Below are 23,591 nucleotides of genomic sequence, written 5' to 3' on the forward strand. Positions count from 1 at the left end.
GGTTTGACTTATGACATGTGCCTCTAGCCGCCGGAGCTGGACATCTAGAAAAGCGGATGCGGCTTGGTCATAAGGATGTTAGCATAAGCACTGTTGCCGGATATTTCTGAAGTGCGCACGCTACTTCATCTGGACCGAACTTCCAAGAAGTCCGTTGTATTTTTATCGATCATTTACTCGTTCTTTGAAAGATATACTTCCATTAACCCTATTCAGACTCTTTCATTATAAAGAAGTTTCTTTTTACTAGAAACCCTTCAATTTTATGTAAATATATCCAATGGGTCTATTTTTATTTAAGAAAAGAACCAAGCCATTTTTTAATGACTTGGTTCTTATTTTCGATTATTTTGTACCAAACAAACGGTCGCCCGCGTCACCGAGACCAGGAACGATGTAACCTTTTTCATTTAACTTCTCATCAAGTGCTGCGATGTAGATGTCGACATCAGGGTGCTCTGCCTGAATCGCTTCCACTCCTTCAGGGCAAGCCACCAGACACATGAACGTGATGTTTTTCGCACCGCGTTTTTTCAGTGAGTTGATCGCTTCGACAGCGGAACCTCCTGTTGCAAGCATCGGGTCGACTAAAATGAAGTCGCGTTCTTCCACATCACTTGGAAGCTTTACGTAGTATTCGATCGGTTTAAGAGTCTCCGGGTCACGGTATAACCCTACGTGTCCGACTTTTGCTGCCGGAATCAGTTTAAGGATTCCGTCGACCATCCCGAGACCTGCACGTAAGATTGGAACGATCCCCAGTTTTTTACCTGTAAGTGTTTTCGCATTCGCTTTGCTTACCGGTGTGTCGACTTCGATGTCTTCAAGCGGCAGTTCACGCGTGATTTCAAATGCCATGAGTGTTGACACTTCATCGACAAGCTCGCGGAATTCCTTCGTTCCAGTGTTTTTATCACGGATGAATGTTAATTTGTGCTGGATTAATGGATGATCAAATACATATACTTTGCCCATTCGATTCTCTCCTTTTGAATTCGGTTTATGTAAAAAAATGATAGATACTGTTTTACATCTCTAGCTATTGTACATAAAAGAGGTTTTGAGAGCAATAAAAGTTGGGAGGTGTAATGAAATCGTTATGTTTATGGTTAGTTTTGTATGGATTTCGTGGATATAGATAGACAGGATGCTGAATGCCGCTTTTGATTTCTGTGTAAGACGCTTTCCGCGGGTGACACGTGAGCCTCCTCGTCGCTCCTGTGGGGTCTCACATTTGTCACTTTACCGCAGGAGTATTCGCCTTCCACTCCAATCAACGCTGGATCCAACTCAATCATAGTGTTCAATTCTATTTAGATCTGTAAACAACTCGACCCGTTTAATTTTAATAGTTATTCAACCTATCTTATCAACTACAACCATCTGCTATTCCTATCAATCTATTTCCTCAAAAAAAACCTCCCCAAAAGAATCCATTCTTCTGAGGAGGTTTCTGCTGTCTATTTTTATCTCTCTGGATATAAAGCAAATCTGCTTGTGAGATCGGTTACGCGTTTGCGCGCTTCTTCCAGCTTTGTTTCGTCTTCGTGGTTTTTGAGGGTAAGGGCCATGATGGACGCGATTTCGTCCATGTCTTCTTTTCCAAAACCGCGGGACGTAACTGCCGCTGTTCCGATGCGGACGCCGCTTGTGACGAACGGGCTTTCCGGATCGAATGGGATTGTGTTTTTGTTGACTGTGATGCCGATTTCGTCCAGTACTTTTTCTGCAATTTTGCCCGTCAATCCGAGTGAACGAAGGTCGATCAATAATAGGTGGTTATCCGAACCGCCTGATACGAGGTCGATGCCTTCTTTTCCTAAGCTTTCTCCAAGACGCGCTGCGTTGTCGATGATGTTCTGCGCGTAGTCTTTAAAAGAATCCTGAAGCGCTTCGCCGAACGAAACAGCTTTCGCGGAAATGACGTGCATCAAAGGTCCGCCTTGAAGGCCAGGGAAAATGGACTTGTCTATCTTCTTGCCGAACTCTTCCTTACAAAGGATCATCCCGCCGCGGGGACCGCGCAGTGTCTTATGAGTCGTTGTCGTCACGAAGTCTGCGTAAGGAACCGGATTCTGGTGAAGTCCGGCTGCTACAAGTCCTGCGATATGAGCCATATCGACCATCAGGTATGCTCCCACTTCATCGGCGATTTCACGGAATTTTGCGAAATCGATCTTTCTTGGATACGCGCTCGCACCTGCTACGATCAGCTTCGGCTTGTTTTCCAATGCCTTTTGACGAACATCTTCGTAATTGATCAGGTGGGTGTCCTTGTCGACTCCGTACTCGACGAAGTTGTACTGGATTCCGCTAAAGTTGACTGGGCTTCCGTGCGTCAAGTGCCCGCCGTGGGATAAGTTCATTCCAAGAACTGTGTCCCCCTGCTCAAGGATGGTGAAGTAGACTGCCATATTGGCTTGCGCTCCAGAGTGAGGCTGTACGTTCACATGTTCTGCCCCGAACAACTCTTTCGCACGGTCGCGAGCTAAGTTCTCTGCTACATCGACATGCTCACATCCGCCATAATAGCGACGACCTGGGTACCCTTCTGCATACTTGTTCGTGAGGACCGAACCTTGTGCTTCCATAACGGCTTCACTGACAAAATTCTCAGATGCAATTAACTCGATTTTCGTACGTTGACGCTCTAATTCATCTTGAATTGCTGCATAAATTTCCGGATCTTGCTTGGCAATCTTACTCATACATATCCCCCTTTTATTCATCGGCCCATTCTAAGCTGCGCCATCTTGATTCATTCAATCTCATTCTAACACGATTCTGCAGAACGCGAAATAAGAACGTGTGGGTAAATTGGAATGTTCGGATTTGGGAGATTGGCAGGGAATAAAAATGGTGTCGCGAGCTGGAGTTGTACCTGGTACAAGAAGGGGTTTTTGTACCAGGTACACGCAGGTTAGAATGTACCTGGTACAATCAGTTAATAATGTACCTGGTACATCAAAACGTTCTTGTACCAGGTACACAAACAATAAGCCCATCCTTCAATGCATCAAGCATTGAAAGACGGGCTTTATTCTTTACTCCTCATTCATAAACAGCCCGCACACCGCCGATCAGCTTTGGGCGGGTGACAGCGAGCGTTACGTGTGCACCGCCGAGACTCTTCTGGGATACTCTCACCGGTATGGCAACGTGTTTCAGCTGCATGCCGATGAATGTGTCGCCGATGTCGATTCCGGCGTCCGCTTTTATGAATTCCACCATGACGGGATCCTCAAACGAACGGTAAGCATGGGTCGCCATTGCGCCGCCCGCCGATCGTGCAGGCACAACGGTCACTTCTTCCAAATTCTTTCGTTCTGCCGTTTCGCGCTCCAAAACGATTGCCCGGTTCAGATGCTCACAGCATTGGAACGCAAGCGATACTCTGGCAGAATCGGCAAATTCTTTTATCTCTTTGTAAATCATCTCGGCTACTTCAAATGTACCGGCTGTTCCAATCCGCTCACCAATGACTTCAGAGGTGGAACACCCGACCACAAACACCTGTCCAGTTTTCAGCGAAACTTTTTCCTTGAATTCTGTCAGTATGCTGTGAAGCTGCTCTTGCAATTGAGTGATTTCCATGAAACCCACTTCCTATTGTTTGTCTTCGTATGCCGTGATTTTTCCGATTCGATTCGCGTGGCGTCCGCCTTCAAAACCAGTACCTAACCAGGTCTTAACGATTTCGCGTGCGAGTCCCACTCCGATGACGCGTTCACCCATCGCGAGAATGTTGCTGTCGTTATGTTCACGGGTCACTTTTGCACTGAACACATCGTGAACAAGCGCACAGCGAATCCCTTTTACTTTATTTGCAGAAATGCTCATGCCGATACCTGTTCCGCAGATCAGGATGCCGCGGTCGAACTCGCCGCCTGCTACCTTTTCCGCCACTGGCACCGCGTAATCCGGATAGTCCACAGAAGTGCCGCACTCACAGCCAAAATCTTCATATTCAAGTCCAAGCTCATCCATTAATGATTTGATTTCTTCACGAATATTTACCCCGCCGTGATCTGATGCAATTGCGATTTTCATCCATCGTCACTCCCATTTTTGACTAGTGTTTGTTTCCTTTTATTTTGACATACCCAACAGGATAGATAAAGTTTTTAATCTTAGGAAAAAAGTTGTTTTTGTGCAGGATTAAGATAAACTGCGAGCTGCACTGTAAAAAAGAGCACGTGCCCAATAAGCCCGTGCTCTCTGCCATTATAAATGAAAACGACTGATCGTTCCCTTCAGCGATTCTGCCTGCTTCTTGAGGTTCAATGCCAATTCTTCGACATTTTCCATGACAGCCGCCTGTTCGCGGGTCGATTCTGACACTTCTTCCGCTCCTGCTGAGGTTTCTTCTGCGATCGCCGCTACTTCCTGGGATTGCTGGGAAGTAAGTCTGATGCTCTCCATTTGCCTGTCGACCAGGCCGGAAATTTTTTGAACAGAGTCTGCGACTTCGTGAATCGTGCTCGTCATCGTTTCAATGACTTCATTTGTTTTGGAACCTTTTTCCGCTTCCTTGTTGGCCGTCGTCACCTGGTTGGAAATCTGACCGACCACGTTCCCGACTTCGGTTTGGATATTTTTAATCAAATCGGAAATTCCCTGGACCGCTTTGCCGCTTTCATCTGCCAGCTTGCGAACTTCCTCGGCTACAACGGCAAAGCCTTTACCGTGTTCACCTGCGCGAGCCGCTTCAATAGAAGCATTCAATGCGAGCAGGTTTGTCTGGTTCGCAATACTCCCGACCAATTGAATGATCTGCTCGACCTTTTTCGCGTTATCTTCCAATCTGCGCACCACTTCGAGTGAGTCTTCATTCCCTTTGGCTAGCGTCGTGATTCCTTCCACTAATGAGTGGATCACGTCCTTGCTGCCTTGAAGCTCGGTGACCATATTTTTAGAAAGCTGCTCGGAAGACTTTGAGTGATTCTGCACTTCCTGGGCGATCTGAATGACGTCCTCGACCGATTCAGCCGTCGTCTGGATCGACATGGCCGAGCTTTCAGCGCCGGCGGATATTTCACTGATTGTCCTTGAAATCGAATCCGCCTGGTGTGAAGCCATTTCGGAAGCCTTCGATAAATCCACTACATTTGAATTTGTTTTCGTAAAATTCTCCTCAATACTGGACACCATGTCCCTGAGGTTATGCAGCATGCGATTGAACGCAAGTCCGAGCGAACGGATTTCATCATCCGACTTCGGCACTTCGACTTCGACCGCGATGTCTCCCTCAGCCGCCTTAAGCGCAGCCTGCTCCAGACGCTGAAGCGGTTTGACGATGAATCCTGCCGCAAAGAAAGCCAGCACTCCCGACCAGAAGACACCCATGCCTAACGTAATACTTGTAAATAAGAACTCATTCATATCCGGTGCAAATGTCGGCTTGATAAAATAAATGAAAAATGCCGAGGTCGAATACGTGACCAATGCCAAAATCGTCATAAAGAAAACCAGTTTCTTCCTAAGCCCGGACTTATACCTTCTCTCTTTCCCCATCCTTTTCTCTCCTCAAAAATCAATCTGTTGCAAGCTTCATGATCAATTGCTCGATCAGCGAATCCAGCTCCGAATATGTATGTCTGTAAAGTTCGACGCTGCCTCCAAACGGATCGGACACATCCATGTCTTCAGGATCTTCAAGCACATATTCCTTTAAAGTAAACACTTTATCGGAAGCTCCCGGATACTGATCCATGATCGCCCATTTATGATGTGCGGTCATCGTAAACACATAGTCCGCCCAATCGATATCCTTTTCTCTCAGCGTGCTGGATTGGTGCTTATGGTTTATATCGTTCTCTTTCAGAACTTCTTTAGCCTGAAATGAAGCATCACTGCCATCCATTGCAAAAACACCGCACGATTTCACTTCGAACCGGTCGGCTCCCCTATGCCTCAACACCGCTTCCGCCATCGGACTGCGGCACGTATTACCCGTACAAACAAACAAGATCTTCATCATCTCATCCTCCTTACCTCTATTATAAAATATTTTCCAATTCCGTTATAGGACATTCACAAAGAATACAAAAAGAAAAGCGGAAGTGGGCGTTTTGCTCCCTTTGAAAAATGTTCTTAGGCTTTAGAGGCGCTTTTTGCCTCAAAAGCCTAAGGTTAATTTTCAAACGGGAGCAGACCACTGCAGCTGGACAATAGAAAAGCGGAAGGGCTTTGCTCAGAGGCGTGTGGCATAAGCCAAACCGGCCGGGAAGGCGCTTTTTGCCTTCTTGGACGGTTTGGCTTATGACATGTGCCTCTAAGCCCTGGAGCTGGACAATAGAAAAGCGGAGGCGGCTATTGAAAAACACAAAAAAACCCCACCGCATTAGTGCAGTGAGGGACCAATCTTCCATTCTACCAATCTACAACGGCAGCAGCAGTTTGATTCCAAAGGCGAAGAGGATGCTGCCTCCGAGGGCTTCGCTGTAGGTGCCGAGTACGCCTTGAAATTTTCTTCCGAGCAAGAGGCCGATCCAGGTCAGGAGTGTGGCTGCCACCCCGAAACAGACGAGCGCCACCGCTGTCCTCGCTCCGAATATCCCGAGGGTCAGGCCCACTGAAAAGCTGTCCAGGCTTACACTAAGCGCAAATAACAGAAGACCGAATCCTACCGGGGAAATCAGCGATGTTTCTTCTTCTTTGAAACTGGACATAAACATCTGAATGCCAAGTACAATCAGGAGGATGCCCCCGGCGTACGTAGCAAACGATCCGAACGTGTCGGATAAAAACTTTCCCGTGATCATCCCAAGGAGCGGCATCCACACGTGAAAAATTCCGACCGTCAATCCTATGTAAAAAATCTGCTTCAGCCTGAGCTGGAACATCCCCATTCCGATCCCGATCGAAAAGGCATCCATCCCGAGAGCAAATGCCATTAACAGTAAGGTAATCAATTCCCCGATAAGCGTAGTCATTCCTTTTCCTCCTCTGGACGTGCCTTCAAGACCAATTTATGCACGTCCAATGAGAAATAGAATGAGAAATATGGACAGGATTATTTGCATTTCCGCTTCCCTAAAATAAATAACTTTTTAAATAAAAAATACCTCTGCAAGGCGCCGTCCAGGGACACCAACAGAGGTATTTATTTAAGAAAAACTTAGAGAACTGCTTATGCCGTATCGAACATTACCCGCTCGTTCTCCATCGATCAAACCTTTATCACTCGATATCCCGCAGCCTTCTGAAGCCGGTTCATAATCGCAAGTCCGACTCCTTCTTCGGGGAACATCTCGGAAAAGATGACATCCACTCCGCTGTTATTAAATGCCCGAAGCGTATCATACAGCCCGTGGGCGACCGAATTCAAATCGTCTCTCCGGCCGACGGGTAGAACAACATCGGCCCGATAGTCATCCACATATTCATCCGTGGTCAGCACACCGGCCTTCAGCCCTTCGCTTCTTTTTTCATCCACAAGCTTTTGCACGTCGGCACGCGTCCCATCGACCAGATAAACGGGTGCATCCGGTGCGTAATGTGTGTATTTCATCCCTGGTGACTTCGGCGCACCCTTCCCTTCTTTCAATGAAGGATCGACGCCCACTTCCCCTACGATTTCCTGAAGCTGCTCTTTCGTCACCCCGCCAGGCCGTAAAATGACCGGGACCGGTCCTGTACAATCGACAACGGTCGATTCCACGCCGACACCCGTTTCCCCGCCGTCCACAACGCCGATGATCCGGTCTTCCAGGTCATCGATCACGTGCTGGGCAGTCGTCGGACTCGGTTTCCCGGAACGATTCGCACTTGGCGCTGCAATCGGCAGTCCCGACTCCTCAATAATCGCAAGCGCTACCGGATGGTCCGGCATTCGGATCGCGACGGTATCGAGTCCGGCAGTCACCTTTTCGGAAAGCACCCCATCTTTTTTATGAAAAATAAGGGTCAACGGGCCCGGCCAGTAGGCAGAAATCAACTCAACTGCCGCTTCCGGAATCTCTTCGACCAACTCTTTTAATTGATTTTTATTTGAAATGTGGACAATCAGTGGATTATCTGACGGCCTTCCCTTCGCTTTGAAAATTTTATCGACGGCTTCGTCACTTTTTGCGTTTGCTCCAAGTCCGTAAACCGTTTCAGTTGGAAAGGCAACGACTTCATTTTCCTGCAAAATCCGAGCTGCATCCACAATTTGTGGATAACTTTGTTTATTATCCACATTTTTTTCCACAATCCAACGCTTTATCATACCATTCGTCCACCTTTTTCAATCAAGCATACATCTATTCACACAAATGTGGATAAACACTGAATTACCAGGTGTTCCACAATCATACCCATTTGAAAGTATAAAAGAAACAATTAAAATTCTCAAGTATTATCCACAAAACGTGTATAAACGCTCACCTCCTGTGGATAACCCTGTGGACGAGTGTGAATAATTCTGAAAAAAGTGACTTTTCGACAAACACGTGGTTTTATAGAGTTTATTGTCGAATCTGGTCATAAAAATACCGGACCATTTTGTTGAAAAGTGATCCGGTTCACGGAAGCCAGCACCTTGCCCTTCAATTTCAGTTTTGTCGAATTTTCGGGGATTCCTTACAATTGCAAGCTCATCGTCAGCAGGTTATCCACTGTGGATAACTGTTTGGCGTGGACGAAATCTTTCAGTTCATCCACAAACGTGTCGGGTTCCTGTTGAAAACCCAATACTTCAAAGAAATGTAATGATGCTCTTCGATTTGTAATCAAGTAAAGATTGGCTAGCTCTTTTTCTTTTGCCAGCTTAAAAATCTCCTGAAAGAGGGTGAAGATTTCTTCACTGTCAAACGCAGGGGTCACGACCAGCGAACGAAGAAGTCCGGTTCTGCCCCTCATCTCGATCCCGAGCGTCCCAATCAGATTCTGTTCCTCATCCTCCACCACCAGAAAGCAGTCGATCGTGCTTTTTACACCTTCTGTACTCAGTCCAGCTTTCACGAGAAATCCTATCACCTTATAAATATCCTCATGTGTTGCCTGCCTGATCATCTTCGCCATTCTTTCTTCCTCCCTTTATCTAGCATCCTTACTTCTAATTTATGAGAGGGAGGAAAGATTAGAACTAGTTATTGATAGATTTGTTTTTTTAGTAGAAAATCAGGGCAACTCTTTTCTTCTCAAGTGCCGCGTCATTCAGATCTAGTCCTATCTTTATTTCGAACACCTAATATATCGTGAAAAAAATTTTTAATCGCCGCTAATGATTTCCGTGCAAGACTTCGCTTTCCGCGGGTGACCCGTGAGCCTCCTCGTCGCTGCGCTCCTGCGGGATAGAAAAGCGGAGGGGCTTTGCACAGAGGCGGGTGGCATAAGGCGAATCGGCCAAGAAGGCGTTCTTTGCCTTCTTGGCCGATTCGACTTATGACATGTGCCTCTAAGCCCCGGAGCTGGACAGGTCTCACATTGGCCACTTCTCCCGCAGGAGTCTGCGTCTTGCACTCCAATCAACCGCTGGAACCGGTAAATAGCGATAATCATACTCATCTCGTTAAGTAGCCTAACTCATTAGTTAAACAAACCTTTTACCAGATCGACCACAAAGAACCTTACCTTCACTTCTTCCTGTTCGCCTTCTTCTGCAAAAACCTTTTCTTGGATAGGCTGCTTATCCGATGCCCTTTCTTCGTTCGTGTTGAGATCTTTCATTAGTTTGTTTTCTTTGACGGTGGTTGCTTGGGGTTTTGCTTGTTCAGTGTTTCCCTCAACAGCAACTTGCTCTTTTGCTGTATCAGTATTCACTTTGTCTTGCACTACTTCACTCTCAACTTCAGTCGCCAATTCATCAGAAGAGACATCTGCAGCCGCTACATCTTCCACATCCACTTCCGTCACTGTTTCACCGCTTGCTTCAACCGTGGTTTCAAAACCCGGGCTTCTTACCGCGTTTCCAGTTGAGAAATCCAGGAAGCACAATGGCGGGTACAGCACGCACCACCAATTCGCTCCTTGACCTTTTCCAAGGGTGATCAATACTGCTTCGTACTCACCTGCCGGATACAGGTACTGTCCGTAAAGCTTTGTGGGAAAGTCGACTTTGCCGAAGTCGATTTGCACGTTTTGATCCAAACCTTCTGATGCCACCACTTCTTCCGCAATCTGCTGAAGCTCCGGAAGTCCCGCTTTAATGACGTTCTTCGCTTCTTCTTGTGATGTCAGGCTGCCGACCCATTCCGTAATTTCTTTATTCACTTCATCACGGACTAACCGTTTCACGTTCTGGTCCTTGTCCAAATCGCTGTTTGCCAGGATGCGGAGCCGGATTGCCTCCTCCGGGATCACCATCGGTTCCTGAGCAATGCTTTCCTGTTTCGGAATATATAAACTTAAGATCGTCCCTAAAGTAAGAATCAGAATATACAATACTACCGTATGTTTTGTTTTCATTTTCTCTCCACCTTCCCCTCAGTAAAACAGTTTGGACAAGGCGTGGGAATCTTAAACTAGTAAATTGATATTTTTTTGAATTTTGAAATGAGATTTACTTTCAGAAAAACTTATAGACCTGTATTGCCGTTTTTGATTTCCGTGTAAGACCTCGTTTTTCACAGAGGCAACCTTTCCCGCATTAGCATTAGCCTTAGCATTAGCCTTCGTCCTGCACTACAATCAACGCTGGAATCATTCTAACAAACTCATAAATAAAGTTGGTTAATCAACTACAAAAGGAGGATATTGATAATTATTATTTGCTTTCGATAATATAAAATCCAAGCTGAAAAATTTGATAATAAATTCATCTTTTTCAATAATAAATCTTTTGTTTTCGATAATAAAATTAGACATTTCGATAATAACTATCCATGGTACGATAACTTGCTTTCTATTATTCTATGAAAACACGGTTAAAACACCTATTTTTCACTTATACCAGTTGTCCTTAAAAGATTTCATTAAAAAACATTTGAAATATCACAAAAAAGACCCCTTTTTCATCAAAAAGGAGCCTCCCAGCCAATTCCTATTTCATGCTGCAAAAAACCATCCGGTCCTTGCCGTTAATATCAAATACCACTTCCGTTTCGGCATCTGGAAATACAACCCGAAGCATGTCTGCGACAGTCTCGCCCTGGCCTGCCCCGACTTCGAACCCGATCAAAAATGTTTCGTTCATGACAGCCGGCAGCTCGTCCATAAACTGCCGATACAGATCATAACCGTCTTCACCTCCAAATAAAGCGAGCTGCGGTTCATGATCGACAACCACTTCCGACATTGTTACGCGGTCACCCAAAGGGATGTATGGCGGATTTGAAAGCATAATATCGAGCTTTACTCCCTTATCCACCAGTGGCTTCAGAAGATCTCCCTGGTAAAAAGCCACCTCCGCTCCTAGCCTCTGACTGTTTTCTTTTGCAACAGCGAGTGCTTCATCAGAGATATCCACCGCTATCATGTCAAGCGGCCAGTCCGGGCTTTCAAGCTTCAGCGTCACCGCAATCGCCCCGCTGCCGGTCCCGATATCAGCCGCGTTCAAAGATTGCCCTTTTGCAAACAGACTCTTCATCTTCTCAAGACCATAATAGATCAATTCTTCCGTTTCCGGTCTCGGGATCAGCACATGCTCATTCACCTTGAATAGGCGGCCGTAAAATTCTTCAAACCCGATGATATGCTGAATCGGCACGCCGTCCGCATGGTCCCGGATCCCTTTCTCAAACTCTTCCCATTTGCCGAGGGGGATCTCCATGCGCTGGTCAGCCAATAATTGTGACCTGGAAAGATTCAACACATGACGCAGATAGATTTCTCCTGCATTTTCATCCCGTTTATGTTCGTTTAAAAAAGAAGAAGCCCACTTCAGGGCTTCAAATACGGTCATGGTCATGTTACATTTCTTCCATTCTTTCAAGAAGTTTGGATTGATCTTCGATGATCAATGCATCGATGACGTCATCCATCTTTCCTTCAAGAATTTGATCAAGCTTTTGGATCGTCAGGCCGATACGGTGGTCGGTTACACGATTCTGCGGGAAGTTGTACGTACGGATTCGCTCGGAACGGTCACCGGTCCCGACGGCAGACTTACGGTTTGCATCGTATTCAGCCTGGACTTCACGCTGGAATTTATCGTATACGCGGGCACGCAATACTTTCATCGCCTTTTCTTTGTTCTTGATCTGGGATTTTTCATCCTGACAGGAAACCACGACGCCGGTCGGCATGTGAGTCAAACGGACAGCCGACATCGTCGTATTGACCGATTGTCCTCCTGGGCCGCTGGATGCGAATGTATCGACGCGGATATCTTTTTCATGGATATCCACTTCCACTTCTTCCGCTTCCGGAAGGCATGCAACTGTTGCAGTCGACGTATGGATACGGCCGCCTGACTCGGTTTCAGGAACACGCTGAACGCGGTGTGCCCCGTTTTCGTATTTCATCTTGGAATAGGCTCCGTTACCGGTGATCATAAAGATGATCTCTTTATAACCGCCGACGCCTGTAGACGTCGCTTCCATCACTTCGATTTTCCAGCCTTGGGTTTCCGCGTAACGGCTGTACATGCGGTACAGGTCGCCCGCGAATAGAGCGGCTTCGTCTCCGCCGGCTGCTCCGCGCACCTCCATGATGACGTTCTTGTCATCATTCGGGTCTTTCGGAATCAATAATATTTTCAATCGCTCTTCCAGTGCATCAATCTGCTCTTCAAGCTCGGATACTTCTTCTCTAACCATCTCACGCATTTCAGCATCAAGCTTCTCATCCAGCATCGCCTTCGCATCTTTATGCTGCTCATTGATGTCTTTATATTCACGGTAAGCTTCTACCGTCGCTTGAATGTCTGACTGCTCTTTTGAATATTCTCTTAGCTTCTTTGGGTCATTCACAATTTCCGGATCACTCAACAGTTCATTTAACCTGTCATAACGATCTTCCACTGCTTGTAAACGATCGAACACAGCTATTCACCTCAATTTTAATCCATAACAGTCTAATTATATTATATGGCGGAGGTAAAAACAAGAAGGTTCAATCGCAGTGGTGACCGAGTCCTATCAGCTATTCAGGTATGTAATAATAAAAAGGCAAGCAGAATCCACTTCATCCACTCGCCTGTTATTGATCATCTCATCGTTCTGTAATCTTTACATTCACATTGTAACGAGGCAGTGCCCGTTCAAGCTTTTTCTTTAATTTCGCTTCTTCTTTATCCGTCTGTTCAGCGGTCATTTCATTCTTCGTATGGGCAGTCACCCACATCTGCTCCCCATTGATCCAGACCTCATCCGCTTTAAAATGGGAATACTCGTTCACAACCTCGCGCGCCTTATCTTCAAAAACGCCGATCGTCGTAGAAGTCGTACCCTCGCTGTTCGTCAGATTCGGCAGATTTGGATTCTGATTCATATTCTCTCCGCTTGTTACATTGTTCGGATCGTTATCCATATGAGGATTGCGGTTATCAATAAACCGAGTGCCGCCGTCATCATTATGCATTCCATACTCCGACTCCTGATTCACATTGCCGCAAGCCGCCGCGATCATGAATAGCACAGTAAAGAATAGTGCAAACATCATCCTTTTCATTGTCAAAACACCTCCTGATGTTACTTTTTCCTTCAGGAGAGTGGTTATGCGAGGGGAATTTTGGCTTTTTAAGGGGATGGAATGGGTCTTTTCACTCGATTTGGATTTACGACAGTCGATATTTCAACTCATCAAATACGTTACAAGTAGCACGCTAATTATTCTTGCTGGTTTTCTCATTAATCTTGCCGGAATCAACTTATTCTTGCCAATCCAAGCCAATTCTAGCCGAAGTCACCAATATTTTTGCCAAAACCACATTTAATTTTGCCAAATAACAAACATTACCAAACCGACACCCCCGCCATTACGGAAGAATTTCTCCGCAAAAAAGCCGCCATCCCATCCGGATAGCGGCTTTCATACTTATACTTCCTTCACCATATCAGGCGACACGCTAAGACCCTTTGGGACCTCATGATGGTGGCGGCATCTTGGTTCGTAGGCTTCGGATGCGCCGACTAGGATGACCGGGTCATCGTAGCCGGCCGGTTCACCGTTGATCAGACGCTGGGTCCGACTCGCAGGAGAGCCGCAGACGGCACAAACCGCTTGAAGCTTGGTCACTTGTTCGGCAATGGACATGAGCGCAGGCATCGGACCGAATGGTTCTCCGCGGAAATCCTGATCGAGTCCGGCAATGATCACGCGGTAGCCGCTGTTCGCAAGCTTCTGCACGACTTCCACAATGCCTTCATCAAAGAATTGAACCTCGTCGATCGCGACGACATCCACTTGCGGATTCAGGTCCTCAAGGATGACAGCCGATCCCTCAACTGCTTTTGCAATGACCGAGGTACCATTGTGAGATACGACGGATTCATCGCTGTAGCGATTATCTAATTTTGGCTTATACACGGCAATTTCCTGTTTTGCAAATTGAGTGCGTCTGACCCGGCGAATGAGTTCTTCTGATTTCCCAGAGAACATGCTGCCGCAAATGACTTCCACCCAACCGGTTTGCTTCATGACATACACGAAAGCGCCTCCCCTTTCTAACCCCTTATTATGAAAAAGCGGCTTTTCACTGCGTCCTTTTTCCGAAAAAATGTATAAGAATAATGGCTGTTTTCTTTGAAAAAGGACACCGCCGCTGATGATCTATTGTTATAAAGCATTCCATTATGTACGGAAAAAATGCTTATTCACCGCGAATTTGACAGAAAAAAAGAGGCACAGCTCTTATCAAAAAAACCGCCTCAATCTTGTCTTTACGTAATAAAAAACAGGCAAGCAGAATTTCCTTGCCTGTTTTTATACAGTGAAGAGAAGAATCAAACACCCTTCAACGCTTTGATCTTATGCTAGGCACATCGTTCAAAGGTCAGAAAATGTCTTTGATCTTCCAGCTCTTCATTATTGTTGTTGATTTTTAAGACCGTATTTTTTGTTGAAACGGTCAACACGTCCACCAGCGTCAGCGAATTTCTGACGGCCTGTGTAGAATGGATGGCATTCAGAACATACCTCAACGCGCATTTCTTCTGCTACAGAACCAGTTTCAAATTCGTTACCGCAAGCACAATTAACTTTGATCGTGTTGTACTTAGGATGAATTCCTGATTTCATTACTTTCATCTCCTTCCGCCCTGAATCATCTGAGACAGAGTAATTTATTACGAAGATATATGCGATATGAGCATAAGCATGGTAGTAATAGCCAGCCCCTTACCGCATCCATTTTTTAAAAACACATTGACTATATTATAACAAGGACATGACCGTTTTGCAACCTAATAAAATGGAAGCCTCGGACATGAAAATCATTCGACTATCAGATTAACGCTTCTTCGCTTCCTCTGTCAACACTTCGAAGAATTCATGATTCGTCTTCGATTGTTTCAGCTTTCGCATAAGTTTTTCGGCGAAGTCATGCTGATCGGACATCGCTTTGCGAATCGCCCATAATTTATCAAGATGATCCTGCTGGATAAGAAGTTCTTCTTTACGCGTACCGGAACGGCGGATATCGATTGCAGGGAAGATGCGGCGTTCTGCAAGTGCGCGGTCAAGATGAAGTTCCATATTACCTGTTCCTTTGAATTCTTCATAAATGACGTCATCCATACGGGAACCTGTGTCAACAAGCGCCGTTGCAAGAACCGTCAAGCTTCCGCCTTCTTCAATGTTACGCGCCGCCCCGAAGAAACGCTTCGGACGGTGGAAGGCAGCCGGGTCGATACCGCCGGACAGCGTACGTCCGCTTGGCGGGATCACAAGGTTGTATGCACGCGCAAGACGGGTGATGCTGTCCATCAGGATCACGACGTCGCGCTTATGCTCAACAAGACGCATGGCACGTTCAAGAACGAGCTCCGCCACTTTAATGTGATTCTCCGGAACCTCATCAAACGTCGAGGAAACAACTTCCGCTTCAACCGAACGCTCGATGTCGGTCACTTCTTCCGGGCGTTCATCGATTAAAAGAATGATCAATTCGGCTTCCGGATGATTCGTTGTGATCGAGTTCGCGATTTCTTTTAACAGCATGGTTTTACCGGCTTTAGGCGGTGCCACGATCAGACCGCGCTGACCGAAACCGACCGGCGCAATCAAGTCCATCACACGGGTTGAAATCTTATTCGGTGTGGTTTCGAGCATCATTTGGCGATCAGGGTATAAAGGCGTCAGACCAGGGAAATGAACACGTTCCTTGGCTGATTCAGGCTCTTCCCCGTTGACCATTTCTACATGCAGAAGGCCGAAATAGCGTTCATTTTCCTTCGGAGGACGCACCTTGCCGGACACTTTGTCGCCGTTACGAAGATCGAACCTTCTGATCTGGGAAGCAGAAATATAAATATCCTCCGAGCTTGGAGAATAATTGATCGGTCTTAAGAAACCGAATCCTTCTGACTGGATGATTTCAAGGACACCTTCCATGAAGAAGAAGCCTTCCTGTTCCGCTCGCACTTTCAGAATGGCAAAGATGAGTTCTTTTTTTGTTAATTTGCTATAATAAGAAACTTTATATTTTTTTGCCAGCTCATAAAGCTCTTTCAGCTTCATATTTTCTAAGCTGGAGATTGTTAATTCTTCCATTATGACACCACGCTTTATTAATTTGGTTGCTGCTTTGAGAGTTGAATTGAATCAGGTGATTTGCATGTTGTCTTGTTTACCCTCCTGAAGGACAAAACAATCCATGTAAAATGACCCTATTAAAAAATTGAAGAAATTCGTTGAAGCACAAAAAGAGATTGCTGAAGAAAAAACCTTATCTATTTTAACCATACTTATCGTAAAAGCGCAAGGGACCCCATTCATCTGTTGCCAACTGTTCAATTCTTTTCGCTTTTTCCGTGAATAATTTGTTTGTTTGAGAAAAAATAGGAAGGTAAGTGTAGCCTTTATCACCTGTGAAGGGTAGATGTGGGTGATAAGATGCTGAGGGAGAAAGGCAGGCCCTTCTCCTCAGTTATCTTTTTAGAAGATCTCTCTTTTATCTTGCTAGGCTTTATTATGCCGCTATTGATTTCCGTGGAAGACTTCGCTTTACGCAGGCGGTTGGTGAGCCTCCACGCAAGTTTGAGCGGAAACTGTCCAGCTCCAGGGCTTAGAGGCACATGTCATAGCCAAACCGACCAAGAAGGCAAAGAACTCCTTCGTGGCCGATTCGTCTTATGCCACACACCTCTGAGCAAAGCCCTTCCGCTTTTCTAGTTGGAGTCTACGTCTTCCACTCCCATCAACAGCTGGAACGTTTAGTTCACAACGAGTCTCCCGAAAACAGCACTTTTAGTGCAAAATTTAATGTATTATCTCATGACCAGGTTCGGCTTTTTCTGCAGGCTGTGGCGGCCGTCGATGAAGCGGACTGTTCCGGATTTGGCACGCATGACGATGGAGTGGGTCAATCCGTATGATCCTTTCAGTTGGACACCTTTTAACAGTTCCCCGTCGGTTACGCCTGTTGCAGCGAAGATTGCGTCATCCCCGGTTACAAGGTCTTCCATGCGTAAAATTTTATCTACATCAAGACCCATGCCGATGCAGCGCTGAAGTTCTGCGTCGTTTTGGGGGAGCAGTTTTCCTTGGATCTCCCCGCCGAGGCATTTGAGTGCCACGGCTGCCAGTACGCCTTCAGGAGCTCCGCCTGAACCGAATAAAATGTCGACTCCCGTGTGGTCGAATGCAGTATTCATTGCACCGGCGACATCTCCGTCATTGATCAGCTTGATGCGTGCACCCGCTTCTCTCAATTGCTCGACGATGTGCTGGTGACGTTCGCGATTCAGCACGGTTGCCACTACGTCTTCGATATCTTTGTTCTTTGCTTTTGCTACGGCTTTCAGATTATCGATAACGGAAGCATTGATATCAATCTTACCGACTGCTTCCGGACCTACCGCAATTTTATCCATATACATATCCGGAGCGTTCAGCAGGTTTCCATGATCGGCAACCGCCAGGACAGCAAGTGCGTTCCAGCCTCCGGATGCGACGATATTTGTGCCTTCCAACGGGTCCACTGCTACATCGACGCGGGGGCCGTAGCCTGTCCCGAGCTTTTCACCGATATACAGCATTGGCGCTTCGTCCATTTCCCCTTCGCCAATCACGACAGTTCCCTTCATTGGTACGGTATCAAATACGTCACGCATTGCAGAAGTCGCAGCATCATCCGCTTCGTCCTTCTTTCCGCGCCCCATCCATCTAGCCGATGCAAGAGCGGCTCCTTCCGTTACTCGAACCAGTTCCATTGATAAACTTCTTTCCATGTATACAGCCTCCCGAATTCCCTTTTGTAAAGCTCTTTTTACTTGCTTTTCAGCATTAAAAAGAAGCCTGTGAGTACAATAAATTTAAATTGTATAACATATTAACAGATTTATTGTAACACATTTAACGGGTCAGAGAGACTTTTTTTCGAAAAAATCGGGGCCAATCCTTTTCAAACCTGAGAATTTTTTCAAACGGCCATTAGGATTTTAATTGTTCAAGCTCTTCTGCAGACATTTTCTCACGCCAGATGGTTGCGCCTAGTCCTTCTAGCTTTTCGACGAGGTCACTGTAGCCGCGGTCGATGTGTTCGAGTCCTGTGACTTCTGTGATTCCTTCTGCCATCAGGCCGGCAATGACGAGGGCCGCTCCTGCGCGGAGGTCGCTCGCTTTCACTTTGGCACCCTGAAGCTGAACAGGACCGTTTATGATGGCTGAACGTCCTTCGACTTTAATCGTGGCATTCATGCGTCTCAGTTCATCGATATGCTTGAAGCGCGCGGAATAAATCGTATCCGTTACGACAGCAGACCCTTCCGCCCTGTTCAGCAGTGCTGTGAATGGCTGCTGGAGGTCGGTCGGGAAGCCGGGATAAACCAGCGTCTTGATATCAACGGACTTTAGCTTGTCCGCTCTGCCGATAAAGATCTGGTCGTCGTTCGTTTCAACGGGAACACCCATTTCACGAAGCTTTGCAATCACGGATTCCATATGTAACGGAATGACATTGTCGATCAGGACACCTTTACCTGCAGCAGCCGCAAGGATCATGAACGTTCCGGCTTCGATGCGGTCAGGGATGATCGTGTGGCGGCATCCGTGCAGCTCATCGACACCGTCAATGCGGATGACATCCGTTCCCGCTCCTTTGATCTTCGCTCCCATATTGCTGAGAAGTGTCGCCACATCAATGATTTCAGGCTCTTTCGCTGCGTTTTCGATGATGGTTCGTCCTTTGGCGCGAACAGCAGCCAGCATGATATTGATGGTAGCGCCTACACTTACGACATCGAGGTAGATGCGCGCACCTTTCAATTCATCAGCACGGAGATAAATCGCTCCCTGTTCATTCGTCACCTCGGCACCGAGTGCTTCGAATCCCTTGATATGCTGGTCGATCGGGCGGGGTCCAAGATGACAGCCTCCCGGAAGACCGATGACTGCTTTTTTGAAACGGCCGAGCATCGCCCCCATCAGATAGTAGGAAGCACGAAGTTTTTTCACTTTTCCGCTCGGCAGCGGCATGGAGACCATTTCACTCGGATCCACGCTCATTTCTCCATCTTCGAAATTGACTGTTCCGCCGATTTCCTCGAGCAAGTCCTTCAGTGTGCGAACGTCCGAAATCTCCGGCAATCCTTCAATCGTCACCTGAGAGTCAGCCAGGATCGTGGCCGGGATAAGCGCGACAGCACTGTTTTTCGCACCACTGACTTTTATGGTTCCTTCAAGTGGATACCCACCTGCAATCTTAAGCTTTTCCATTTTAATCTCCCTTCCACTGTTCAGTGGTGGAAAGTGGTTCTCGTTCAGTTCGGGAACCCGTTCTCCAGCACGTCACAAAAAGGATTATTTTTCCATATGAAGACGGTCTAAGAAGTCTATTGTCTACTAGTTTATACATATTTCGTCAAAACATGTATAGGATTAAGGATTTTTTTCACATCGGACTGTTTTCCTGCGTGACCTCTAAAGTCTATCTGTTGTTCCAGTCATTCAAGAAAGCTTCGATCCCTTTATCCGTAAGCGGGTGATGGAATAACTGCTTCAACACTTTAAGGGGCACGGTTGCAATATGAGCACCTCTTAGAGCAGCTTCTGTAATATGCTGCGGATGGCGGGTCGATGCTGCGATGATTTCTGTTTCGAGTCCGTGGATCGCGAAGATTTCAGCGATTTTAGAAACGAGTTCAAGACCGTCATGACCGATGTCATCCAGTCTTCCCAAGAACGGCGAAACATACGTGGCGCCAGCGCGGGCAGCCAGCAGCGCCTGATTGGCACTGAATATCAACGTGACATTGGTCTTGATTCCTTCTTTGGAAAAAGTGGATGCCGCTGTAAGGCCGTCCGGTGTCATCGGAAGCTTGATCGTGATGTTCGGAGCGATTTTCGCAAGCTCACGGCCTTCCCTGATCATCCCTTCCGCGTCTGTTGCGATCACTTCTGCACTTACAGAACCCGGAACGAGTTCGGTGATTTCTTTCAAGCGCTCTTCAAATGTGACTCCCTTTTCCTTTGCGACTAGTGACGGGTTGGTCGTGACACCTGAAACGATTCCCCATCCGAATGCTTCTCTGATTTCGTCCATGTTTGCTGTATCAATAAAAAATTTCACGTTTCCTACCCCTTTTCGACAAAATTTTCAATCTTTTTATAATGAACGGAGAGGACTGACCCAAAAAGGCATTACCCTCCCCTGGTGCCAGTCCTCTCCTACTGCTTCATTCTTTTTCTACCACGCTGGGAAAGCACTTAATCTGATAAGTTTAACTTTCCAGACATTACCTCTGTCTATCAGGCTTGGTTAGAAGAACCGAATTCACGCATTTTACCGATAACCGTTGCTTTGATCGCTTCACGTGCAGGACCCATGTATTTACGTGGATCGTACACTTCAGAGTCAGCTGCAAGCACTTCGCGTACTTTCTTCGCAGAAGCAATTTGGTTTTCAGTATTTACGTTGATTTTAGCTGTCCCGTAAGAGATCGCTTTTTGGATATCTTTGGTCGGGATGCCTGTTCCGCCGTGAAGTACTAGTGGTACCCCCGTAGCTGCGCCGATTTCTTCCATTTCCTTGAATCCAAGGTTTGGTTCACCTTTATAAGGACCGTGCACGGAACCTAATGCAGGAGCAAGAGTGTCGATGCCTGTACGTTCAACAAGCTCTTGACATTCTTTAGGATCTGCATAGATTACGCCGTCTGCCACTACGTCATCTTCCTGTCCGCCGACTGTACCAAGCTCAGCTTCAACAGAAACGCCTTTAGAGTGAGCATACTCAACCACTTTGGAAGTGATTTCGATGTTCTCTTCGAAAGGTCCGTGAGATGCATCGATCATAACAGATGTGAAGCCTGCATCGATCGCTTCTTTACATTTGTCATAGCTTGAACCGTGGTCAAGGTGAATCGCAACAGGTACTGTGATGTTCAAGTCTTCCATAAGACCTTCCACAATCTTCACAACTGTTTTGAAACCGCTCATGTAACGTGCAGCACCTTCAGAAACACCAAGGATGACAGGTGATTTCTCTTCTTCAGCAGCTTGAAGGATCGCTTGAGTGAACTCAAGGTTGTTCAAGTTGAACTGACCGACAGCATAGCTGTTTTCTTTTGCATTGATAAGCATGTCTTTCATTGAAACTAAAGGCAAATTGATTTCCTCCTTTTATTCAGTCAGTGTGCCATTTTCGGTAAGGATAATGGAAGTTTGTCACACCGATTAACATTGTTAACAATTTCACTTGTATCATACCAAAACATAATTGATTTTACCAACTGATGAGGCTATTTATAAAAAATACTACTATTTTCACTATTCTAACTATGTAATCAAACCGGTATATACTGCCTTACCGCCTGCCTGATATCATCAATATCAAACGGCTTCGCAAAATGCGTCAATGCGCCCAGATCCTTCGCTTCCTGAATCATGTCGAGCTCTCCGTAAGCGGTCATGATGATCACACGGATATCCTGATTCTTTTTCTTCATCCGCTTCAGGATTTCAATTCCATCCATCCCGGGAATTTTCATATCCAGAAGGACGAGGTCAGGGGAATGCTTATCTGCGATTTCAAGTGCCTGCACACCGTTTGCTGCTTGAAAGGTTTGGTAGCCTTCCTTCTGCAGCACTTCATTTAATAGAATACGAATACCAAACTGATCATCTACAATAAGTATCTTTTCATTCATATGGTTAAATCCCCTTTTTAAATAAAATGAAATATGTAACAACAGTAAGCTAGTTATCAGCTTATAGGTTTATCCAGTCCGTACGCCTTCTATCTTTTCCCCGGCTTAAAGTACCACGTTTCTATTACTTCTACCAATACAACGTGAATTCCTGCTTTTTCTCCATTATTTTACTTACACCCGTCCTCCCCTTTATAATAATCGATACAGCATACGTTGTCTAAGCCGGATCGGCCGATTGATAAGGAGTGGAATGATGATTAAAATGTTTACGACCCAATTGTCCGGGTTATTTAAACGCATCTCTGAAAAACAGGAGTTTGAAATTGAAGACGCTGCGAGGCTGCTTGCCCAGGCTGCTGTCGGACAGGGATCGATCTATATCAAAGCATTTGGTGAAATGGAAGCTGTGACCGCTGAAGCTTTATACGGGGCAGAGCCGCTTCCTTCTGTGAAAAAATTCGATGAGTCTGCAGTTTTGACCGAAGCGGACCGCGTCCTGATGGTTACCCGCTTTTCAACGGATGATGAAGCTGTCGGACTCGCGGAGAGGCTGGCGGCTGATGGTGTCTCATTCATAGGGATATCCGGCGTGGCGGCTGAAAGTGATGGAGGGTTGGACAAGCTTGCCGACCTCCACCTCGATACGAAAGTGATCAAAGGAATGCTACCGGGAGAGGAAATCGGCGAGCGGGTTTGTATGCCGACAAGTATGGCCGCGCTCTATATCTACTTCGCCCTTGGGTTTGTGATACGGGAGATGCTGGAGGAATACGAGGATTGATGCTGAGTTGGAGGAAGGTCCTTCCCCCGTTGCTGTAAAGCAATGCGGGGCGGGTCTTTTTTTATCCCCCGTTCTTTTTTTATCCCCCGTATAGTACGGGTTCGGATTTCGAATACAAAAAATAAATTAGCACACAAATTAGCAGTCCTATTCGCAACTGAATTAGACTGCTTCTTTTTGATGATATATGCAGGGGTTAAAAAATATACGATAAATCTGCCCTGAATTTCGAACCCCTTTTACCATGGTGTCATAAGTTTTTGTCAGCATGAAAATTCATATACCAATTGGTGTGCTCTGAATGACATTTATCTAGCAGGGGTGGGTGTTGACTCTTTTAGAGGCAGATAAATACATTTTTTTCATCCTTCATTGTGAGTAACCTCTGAATGTTTAAATAAGGGGAGTTTTTTCCTTTATCCTGCAGATTAGGGCTAGGTTCGAGGGATATAAGGGGAGTTTTTCCCGCTAAGGCAAAGCAGAATGTCCATTTTCATGCTTTTGGAGTAAATAGGGGGAATTTTTCCCTCTATTCATTCTATTTTTCGTGCTATTTCCTCAATAAGAGGAGTTTCTCCCCTTATTTTAGTGTAGCTTATTTTCTGGATATTCTTATAGATTTGATAATCGAT

22 protein-coding genes are annotated in these 23,591 nt (G+C 46.1%); 1 reads left to right on the forward strand and 21 read right to left on the reverse strand.

The annotated features are described in order from the left end of the window. Window positions 1-345 precede the first annotated feature (345 nt). From upp to V6B33_RS06645, 21 genes are all read right to left on the reverse strand, one after another. Complete coding sequence (gene upp, locus V6B33_RS06545; RefSeq protein ID WP_334216932.1) at window positions 346-975, reverse strand: uracil phosphoribosyltransferase; 630 nt, start codon at window positions 973-975, stop codon at window positions 346-348. Window positions 976-1,466: 491 nt separating this feature from the next. Continuing rightward, window positions 1,467-2,708 carry a serine hydroxymethyltransferase gene (glyA, locus tag V6B33_RS06550; RefSeq protein WP_334216933.1) on the reverse strand — a complete coding sequence of 414 codons (1,242 nt, stop codon included), beginning with the start codon at window positions 2,706-2,708 and terminating at the stop codon, window positions 1,467-1,469. A 343-nt stretch (window positions 2,709-3,051) separates the two neighbouring features. Further along, window positions 3,052-3,594, reverse strand: coding sequence for a TIGR01440 family protein (locus tag V6B33_RS06555; RefSeq protein WP_334216934.1), 543 nt, complete (start codon window positions 3,592-3,594; stop codon window positions 3,052-3,054). Window positions 3,595-3,606: 12 nt separating this feature from the next. After that, window positions 3,607-4,050, reverse strand: coding sequence for a ribose 5-phosphate isomerase B (rpiB, locus tag V6B33_RS06560; protein ID WP_334216935.1), 444 nt, complete (start codon window positions 4,048-4,050; stop codon window positions 3,607-3,609). A 174-nt stretch (window positions 4,051-4,224) separates the two neighbouring features. Continuing rightward, window positions 4,225-5,514: a methyl-accepting chemotaxis protein gene (locus V6B33_RS06565; protein WP_334216936.1), complete on the reverse strand. Its 1,290-nt coding sequence runs from the start codon at window positions 5,512-5,514 to the stop codon at window positions 4,225-4,227. A 19-nt stretch (window positions 5,515-5,533) separates the two neighbouring features. Then, a complete protein-coding gene (locus V6B33_RS06570; protein WP_334216937.1) occupies window positions 5,534-5,980 on the reverse strand; it encodes a low molecular weight protein arginine phosphatase in 447 nt (148 codons plus the stop codon). 400 nt (window positions 5,981-6,380) lie between these two features. Next, window positions 6,381-6,935 carry a manganese efflux pump MntP gene (locus V6B33_RS06575; protein WP_334216938.1) on the reverse strand — a complete coding sequence of 185 codons (555 nt, stop codon included), beginning with the start codon at window positions 6,933-6,935 and terminating at the stop codon, window positions 6,381-6,383. Window positions 6,936-7,171: 236 nt separating this feature from the next. Further along, window positions 7,172-8,212, reverse strand: coding sequence for an L-threonylcarbamoyladenylate synthase (locus V6B33_RS06580; protein ID WP_334216939.1), 1,041 nt, complete (start codon window positions 8,210-8,212; stop codon window positions 7,172-7,174). 353 nt (window positions 8,213-8,565) lie between these two features. Beyond that, window positions 8,566-9,006 (reverse strand): GNAT family N-acetyltransferase, encoded by a 441-nt coding sequence (locus V6B33_RS06585; protein ID WP_334216940.1) that lies wholly within the window; start codon window positions 9,004-9,006, stop codon window positions 8,566-8,568. Window positions 9,007-9,513: 507 nt separating this feature from the next. Next, window positions 9,514-10,392 carry a stage II sporulation protein R gene (gene spoIIR / locus V6B33_RS06590; protein ID WP_334216941.1) on the reverse strand — a complete coding sequence of 293 codons (879 nt, stop codon included), beginning with the start codon at window positions 10,390-10,392 and terminating at the stop codon, window positions 9,514-9,516. Between the two features lie 574 nt (window positions 10,393-10,966). Further along, a complete protein-coding gene (prmC, locus tag V6B33_RS06595) occupies window positions 10,967-11,827 on the reverse strand; it encodes a peptide chain release factor N(5)-glutamine methyltransferase (protein WP_334217075.1) in 861 nt (286 codons plus the stop codon). Between the two features lie 7 nt (window positions 11,828-11,834). Then, window positions 11,835-12,908: a peptide chain release factor 1 gene (gene prfA / locus V6B33_RS06600; RefSeq protein ID WP_334216942.1), complete on the reverse strand. Its 1,074-nt coding sequence runs from the start codon at window positions 12,906-12,908 to the stop codon at window positions 11,835-11,837. 169 nt (window positions 12,909-13,077) lie between these two features. Then, complete coding sequence (locus V6B33_RS06605) at window positions 13,078-13,536, reverse strand: hypothetical protein (RefSeq protein ID WP_334216943.1); 459 nt, start codon at window positions 13,534-13,536, stop codon at window positions 13,078-13,080. Between the two features lie 366 nt (window positions 13,537-13,902). Then, window positions 13,903-14,514, reverse strand: coding sequence for a thymidine kinase (locus V6B33_RS06610; protein WP_334216944.1), 612 nt, complete (start codon window positions 14,512-14,514; stop codon window positions 13,903-13,905). Between the two features lie 378 nt (window positions 14,515-14,892). Further along, window positions 14,893-15,105, reverse strand: coding sequence for a 50S ribosomal protein L31 (gene rpmE, locus V6B33_RS06615; RefSeq protein ID WP_334216945.1), 213 nt, complete (start codon window positions 15,103-15,105; stop codon window positions 14,893-14,895). A gap of 210 nt (window positions 15,106-15,315) precedes the next feature. Then, window positions 15,316-16,578, reverse strand: coding sequence for a transcription termination factor Rho (gene rho / locus V6B33_RS06620; protein WP_334216946.1), 1,263 nt, complete (start codon window positions 16,576-16,578; stop codon window positions 15,316-15,318). 716 nt (window positions 16,579-17,294) lie between these two features. Then, window positions 17,295-18,257, reverse strand: coding sequence for a class II fructose-bisphosphatase (glpX, locus tag V6B33_RS06625; RefSeq protein WP_334216947.1), 963 nt, complete (start codon window positions 18,255-18,257; stop codon window positions 17,295-17,297). Window positions 18,258-18,459: 202 nt separating this feature from the next. Beyond that, window positions 18,460-19,743, reverse strand: coding sequence for a UDP-N-acetylglucosamine 1-carboxyvinyltransferase (locus V6B33_RS06630; RefSeq protein ID WP_334216948.1), 1,284 nt, complete (start codon window positions 19,741-19,743; stop codon window positions 18,460-18,462). A gap of 211 nt (window positions 19,744-19,954) precedes the next feature. Beyond that, a complete protein-coding gene (fsa, locus tag V6B33_RS06635; protein WP_334216949.1) occupies window positions 19,955-20,596 on the reverse strand; it encodes a fructose-6-phosphate aldolase in 642 nt (213 codons plus the stop codon). A gap of 179 nt (window positions 20,597-20,775) precedes the next feature. Next, the gene (locus V6B33_RS06640) at window positions 20,776-21,633 is read right to left on the reverse strand and encodes a class II fructose-bisphosphate aldolase (protein WP_334216950.1); all 858 of its coding nucleotides are present in this window, start codon (window positions 21,631-21,633) and stop codon (window positions 20,776-20,778) included. A 179-nt stretch (window positions 21,634-21,812) separates the two neighbouring features. Then, a complete protein-coding gene (locus V6B33_RS06645; RefSeq protein WP_032086947.1) occupies window positions 21,813-22,175 on the reverse strand; it encodes a response regulator in 363 nt (120 codons plus the stop codon). Window positions 22,176-22,428: 253 nt separating this feature from the next. Here V6B33_RS06645 and V6B33_RS06650 point away from each other — a divergent pair, with 253 nt between their 5' ends. Beyond that, window positions 22,429-22,959 carry a DUF2529 domain-containing protein gene (locus V6B33_RS06650; protein WP_334216951.1) on the forward strand — a complete coding sequence of 177 codons (531 nt, stop codon included), beginning with the start codon at window positions 22,429-22,431 and terminating at the stop codon, window positions 22,957-22,959. Window positions 22,960-23,591 lie beyond the last annotated feature (632 nt).

Origin of the sequence: Mangrovibacillus sp. Mu-81 (assembly GCF_036867415.1) — a bacterium.
In the GTDB taxonomy this organism is placed as follows: Bacteria; Bacillota; Bacilli; order Bacillales; family Bacillaceae_B; genus Rossellomorea.

Coding starts and splice junctions, on each gene's coding strand:
- upp (WP_334216932.1), bottom strand. CDS start 975: ATGGGCAAAGTATATGTATTTGATCATCCATTAATCCAGCACAAATTA.
- glyA (WP_334216933.1), bottom strand. CDS start 2,708: ATGAGTAAGATTGCCAAGCAAGATCCGGAAATTTATGCAGCAATTCAA.
- V6B33_RS06555 (WP_334216934.1), bottom strand. CDS start 3,594: ATGGAAATCACTCAATTGCAAGAGCAGCTTCACAGCATACTGACAGAA.
- rpiB (WP_334216935.1), bottom strand. CDS start 4,050: ATGAAAATCGCAATTGCATCAGATCACGGCGGGGTAAATATTCGTGAA.
- V6B33_RS06565 (WP_334216936.1), bottom strand. CDS start 5,514: ATGGGGAAAGAGAGAAGGTATAAGTCCGGGCTTAGGAAGAAACTGGTT.
- V6B33_RS06570 (WP_334216937.1), bottom strand. CDS start 5,980: ATGATGAAGATCTTGTTTGTTTGTACGGGTAATACGTGCCGCAGTCCG.
- V6B33_RS06575 (WP_334216938.1), bottom strand. CDS start 6,935: ATGACTACGCTTATCGGGGAATTGATTACCTTACTGTTAATGGCATTT.
- V6B33_RS06580 (WP_334216939.1), bottom strand. CDS start 8,212: ATGATAAAGCGTTGGATTGTGGAAAAAAATGTGGATAATAAACAAAGT.
- V6B33_RS06585 (WP_334216940.1), bottom strand. CDS start 9,006: ATGGCGAAGATGATCAGGCAGGCAACACATGAGGATATTTATAAGGTG.
- spoIIR (WP_334216941.1), bottom strand. CDS start 10,392: ATGAAAACAAAACATACGGTAGTATTGTATATTCTGATTCTTACTTTA.
- prmC (WP_334217075.1), bottom strand. CDS start 11,827: ATGACCGTATTTGAAGCCCTGAAGTGGGCTTCTTCTTTTTTAAACGAA.
- V6B33_RS06605 (WP_334216943.1), bottom strand. CDS start 13,536: ATGAAAAGGATGATGTTTGCACTATTCTTTACTGTGCTATTCATGATC.
- rpmE (WP_334216945.1), bottom strand. CDS start 15,105: ATGAAATCAGGAATTCATCCTAAGTACAACACGATCAAAGTTAATTGT.
- rho (WP_334216946.1), bottom strand. CDS start 16,578: ATGGAAGAATTAACAATCTCCAGCTTAGAAAATATGAAGCTGAAAGAG.
- glpX (WP_334216947.1), bottom strand. CDS start 18,257: ATGGAAAGAAGTTTATCAATGGAACTGGTTCGAGTAACGGAAGGAGCC.
- V6B33_RS06630 (WP_334216948.1), bottom strand. CDS start 19,743: ATGGAAAAGCTTAAGATTGCAGGTGGGTATCCACTTGAAGGAACCATA.
- V6B33_RS06645 (WP_032086947.1), bottom strand. CDS start 22,175: ATGAATGAAAAGATACTTATTGTAGATGATCAGTTTGGTATTCGTATT.
- V6B33_RS06650 (WP_334216951.1), top strand. CDS start 22,429: ATGATGATTAAAATGTTTACGACCCAATTGTCCGGGTTATTTAAACGC.